We start from the raw sequence: 4,258 nt of genomic DNA on the forward strand, positions 1-4,258 counted from the left end.
AACGATCAGTACGCAGAGCGTGGGAACGATCAGTTTAGAGGATTCACCAGATTCGCCGGCCGCTGCCCATTCAGCGCCGCCAGCAGATTCTCCACCGCACAGCGCGCCATCGCTTCACGGGTTTCATGAGTCGCCGAGCCCATGTGCGGCGTCGCCACCACGTTGCTCAACTGCAACAACGGCGAGTCATGATTCAACGGCTCGCGCTCGAACACATCCAGCCCCGCAGCGCGGATACGGTTGCTGCGCAACGCCTCGATCATCGCCGCCTCATCAACCACCTTTCCCCGCGAGATATTGATGAAAATGCTTTCCGGCCGCATGAGCGCAAATTGCTCGGCGCCGATCAAACGTTCGGTCTGCGCCGTCAGCGGCAAGGTCAGGCAAGTGAAATCGGCCTGCTGGAGCAACTCTTCGAGGCTGCGATATTGTGCGTCGAAACGCTCCTCGACCGCCGGTTTGCGCGACTGACTGTGGTAGATCACCGGCATGCCGAAACCGAAATGCCCGCGCTGGGCCAGGGCCTCGCCGATGCGGCCCATGCCGATGATGCCCAGCGTCTTGCCGTGCACATCGGTGCCGAAATGCGCCGGGCCGATGTTGCGGCTCCACTGCCCGCCACGGACCATGTTCGCCAATTCGACCACCCGCCGCGCGGCAGCGAGGATCAGGGCGAAACCGGTGTCGGCGGTGGTTTCGGTGAGCACGTCGGGGGTGTTGGTCAGCAGAACCTTGCGCCGATTCAGATACTCGATGTCGTAGTTGTCAACACCCACCGAGACGCTGGCAATCGCCTCCAGCTGCGGCGCCAGATCCAGCAGCGCGGCATCGAGTTTCAGGCTGGCCCCGAGCAAGCCTTGGGCGCGGGGCAGGGAATCGCGCAACTGCATGAGGCCATCGGCGTCGAGGCTTTCGATCAGCGTTACGTCAAACTGCTCTTGCAGGCGCGCCATCAGCGCGGGCGAAAGTTTCTTGTACAGCACGACCTGTTTTTTCATGGCAAAAAGTCCTTTCAGGAATGCGCCGGCACACGCGGCGTGGCGACGGCTTTGGCGACGACGCGATCACTGGCGCCGGGCTTGAGGAAAATGGTCAACACCACCGACAGCAACAGCGCGCCGCTCATTAGCAGATAGGAAGCGCCGGGCGAACCGGTGGAGCTGTTCAGGTAGCCGACCAGATACGAGCCGCCGAATGAGCCGAGTGCGCCCATGCTGTTGATCAGCGCCATGGCGCCACCGGCAACGTTGGCCGGCAGGATCTCCGGGACGATAGCGAAGAACGGACCGTACGGCGCGTACATGCAGGCGCCGGCAATCACCAGCAGCGTGTACGACCACCAGAAGTGCTCGGCGCCCAAGGCATATGAGCCGTAGAACGCAATCGAGGCGATCAGCAGTGGCGGCCAGACAAAGCGTTTGCGCTTCTGCAACTTGTCCGAACCCCACGACACCGCGAGCATGCCCAGCACTGCCGCCAGATATGGCAGCGCCGAGAGCCAGCCGGCCTCGATCATGTCCATTTGCGCGCCGGCCTTGAGGATCGACGGCAGCCACAACACAAAGCCGTAAACGCCGATGCTCCAGCAGAAAAACTGCAGCGCGAGAATGATCACCTTCGGCGAACGGAAAGCCTCGGCGTAGTTCTTCACAGCCTTGATGCCGACCTGCTCTGCGGCGAGGGCGCTTTCCAGATCCTGCTTTTCCTGGTCGTTGAGCCACTTGGCCTGGACCGGACGATCATCGGCCAGACGCCACCAGATAAACGCCCACAACACTGCCGGCAGACCTTCGATGATGAACATCCAGCGCCAGCTGAAATGCTGCACCAGATAACCCGAGACCACCGACATCCACAGCATGGTCACCGGGTTGCCGAGGATCAGAAAGGTGTTGGCCCGTGAGCGTTCGGCACGGGTGAACCAATGGCAGAGATACACCAGCATCGCCGGCATCACCGCCGCTTCGACCACGCCGAGCATGAAGCGAATGACGATCAGCCAATAGGCGTTGGATACCACGCCAGTCAGCGTGGCGAGCCCGCCCCAGAGAATCAGGCTGACGAAGATCAGTTTTTTCACGCTGTGCTTTTGCGCGTAGATCGCGCCAGGTACCTGGAAGAAAAAGTACCCAAGAAAGAACAGCGCACCGAGCAGCGAGGACAGGCCCGGTGTGATCATCAGGTCTTCGGCCATGCCCGACGCGGCGGCGAAACCGTAGTTGGCGCGATCGAGATAGGCCAGGCTGTAAGTGATGAACACGATCGGCATGATGTACCACCAGCGGCGGGTGGCGAGGGTAGCGGTTTTCATCGGTGTGACTCCTGAGCTTGTTGTTTTTGTCGCAGCAGGTTCATTGATTTGCGGTGATCAGGCGGGCCTCTTCGCGAGCAGGCTTGAAATGCATTCCCCTGTGGGAGCGAGCCTGCTCGCGAATTCAGCGGTCAACTCCAAGCGGGAAGGCAACCCCTCCATATCCCCACGGCTCTGCACCGCGCGACTGCCAATCCAGTTCGCTCGCTGCACGGCCTCGGCAAAACTCTGATGCTCGAGCAGGGCACTGATCATCCCCACCGCAAAACCATCCCCGGCGCCTACGGTATCGACCACGTTGCTTACCGGCACGCCAGCGACAAAACCCTGATCCAGCTGCGTGCGGTAATAAGCGCCTTCAGGCCCGAGCTTGATCGCCACCGCCTCCGCACCTTGATCCAGATAGAACGCAGCAATGTCGGCCGGGTCGTCGAAACCGCTGAGCAAGCGGCCCTCGCTTAACCCCGGCAACACCCAGTGGGCGAGGGCGGCGAGGCGGTTGATCTCGCGGATCATCTCGCCCTCGCTGGCCCACAGGCTTGGGCGCAGATTCGGGTCGAATGACACGCTGCGTCCGGCGGCGCGCATGCGGGTCATCAGCTCGAGGGACATTTCCCGCGCCGAGGCGGATAGCGCTGGAGGAATACCGGTGGCGTGCAAATGGCGGGCGCTGAGCAGGTTGTCGTTGATGGAGTGCGGCGACAAATGACTGGCCGCCGAACCGCGCCGGAAATATTCGACCTGCGGGTCGCTGCCGTCGTCGTTACGCGATTTGAATTGAAAGCCTGTCGGATGGTTTTTATCGACCTCGACGTGGCTGCAATCCAGACCTTCCTTGATCAGCGTTTCCACCACAAAGCGTCCGAGTGAATCGTTGCCGACCTGGCTCAACCACGCGACGTTGAAACCCAGACGCGACAAGCCGATCGCGACGTTGCTGTCGGCCCCGGCAATCCGTTTGTGAAACTGCTCGACCTTGGCCAGATCGCCGGTCTGCTCGGCGACCAGCATTGCCATGGTTTCACCGAAAGAAAGAATATCGATCTCAGACATGGGCTGGCTCCAGGCGCGATTGACCGAGGCGGGCGAGGGCGGCGACGTGTTCGCGGGTCAATTGCACCAGGTCATCGCCTTGCAGCGGGTATTCAGCGGCGCGCATAACGCCTTGGTCCATGTGCCGCAGCAGTTGTTCCCACAAATGCAGATCGCTGATGGCCGGCGGTACGGCAACCAGTTTGCCGTCGGCGCGGCGCGCCACGGCTTTGCAATGCACGTAACCGACGTGACGGCCGAGCGCGCGTGCGGCGCTGGCGGCGGACTGGTCCTGCCAGTGCCAGTTGCCAATGTCGAAAGTCATCTTGATCGGCAGATTGTGCTGCTCGACAGCGGCAAAGAAACGCTGGAACGGCTCGATACGCCCGCCGTGCAAGGTCTGGTCGTTCTCCACCAGCAGTTGCACCGGGCTTTGCTTGAGTTGCTCGGCCAGTGCCTGCAAGTCAGAGTTGTCGGTGAAATAACCGAGGGACACTTTCAGCCATTTCGAGCCGAATGCCTGGGCCTGTTGCAGCGCGGTAATCAGTTCGGGATTGGGCTGTGCTTGCCCTGCGAGCCAGAGTTCGGTGGGTGAGGAATAAATACTTTGCAGGCCCTGCGCCTGGGTAGCCTGAGCCAGTTGCGCCGGGTCTTCACGGGTCAGCAGTTCTTCACGCCACTCGATGCGATTGGCGCCGGAGGCCGCGAGGATCTCGATAAAAGAATCCTGCCCACGCTGGCGCACAAGCTCGGCACCGTAGCTGGATAGACTGATGGAAACGGCTGGTTTATTCATTGTTATTGACCTCTGAAACCGGTTTCATTTTTGTTCAAAAAAAATATCAAGTAGTTCTGCAGTGTTCTTCTGCAGGCCTTCGCGAGCAGGCTCGCTCCCACAATGGAATGGGATCAACC

At 60.8% G+C, this 4,258-nt stretch carries 4 protein-coding genes; all 4 read right to left on the reverse strand.

The annotated features are described in order from the left end of the window. Positions 1-29: 29 nt before the first annotated feature. From F8N49_RS26015 to F8N49_RS26030, 4 genes are read right to left on the reverse strand one after another with little or no spacing between them, the layout of a single operon-like run. Positions 30-998, reverse strand: a complete 969-nt coding sequence (locus F8N49_RS26015; RefSeq protein WP_151553148.1) for an NAD(P)-dependent oxidoreductase — start codon at positions 996-998, stop codon at positions 30-32. A gap of 14 nt (positions 999-1,012) precedes the next feature. Further along, positions 1,013-2,311: an MFS transporter gene (locus tag F8N49_RS26020; RefSeq protein WP_073476638.1), complete on the reverse strand. Its 1,299-nt coding sequence runs from the start codon at positions 2,309-2,311 to the stop codon at positions 1,013-1,015. Positions 2,312-2,368: 57 nt separating this feature from the next. Next, positions 2,369-3,364 carry a sugar kinase gene (locus tag F8N49_RS26025; protein WP_151553150.1) on the reverse strand — a complete coding sequence of 332 codons (996 nt, stop codon included), beginning with the start codon at positions 3,362-3,364 and terminating at the stop codon, positions 2,369-2,371. Beyond that, on the reverse strand, positions 3,357-4,139 hold the full coding sequence (locus F8N49_RS26030; protein WP_071172583.1) for a sugar phosphate isomerase/epimerase: 783 nt from the start codon (positions 4,137-4,139) through the stop codon (positions 3,357-3,359). Before F8N49_RS26030 ends, F8N49_RS26025 begins: the two co-directional genes overlap by 8 nt. Positions 4,140-4,258: the final 119 nt, after the last annotated feature.

Origin of the sequence: Pseudomonas sp. GXM4 (assembly GCF_008923895.1) — a bacterium.
Classification (GTDB): domain Bacteria; phylum Pseudomonadota; class Gammaproteobacteria; order Pseudomonadales; family Pseudomonadaceae; genus Aquipseudomonas; species Aquipseudomonas atacamensis.

Coding starts and splice junctions, on each gene's coding strand:
- F8N49_RS26030 (WP_071172583.1), bottom strand. CDS start 4,139: ATGAATAAACCAGCCGTTTCCATCAGTCTATCCAGCTACGGTGCCGAG.
- F8N49_RS26015 (WP_151553148.1), bottom strand. CDS start 998: ATGAAAAAACAGGTCGTGCTGTACAAGAAACTTTCGCCCGCGCTGATG.
- F8N49_RS26025 (WP_151553150.1), bottom strand. CDS start 3,364: ATGTCTGAGATCGATATTCTTTCTTTCGGTGAAACCATGGCAATGCTG.
- F8N49_RS26020 (WP_073476638.1), bottom strand. CDS start 2,311: ATGAAAACCGCTACCCTCGCCACCCGCCGCTGGTGGTACATCATGCCG.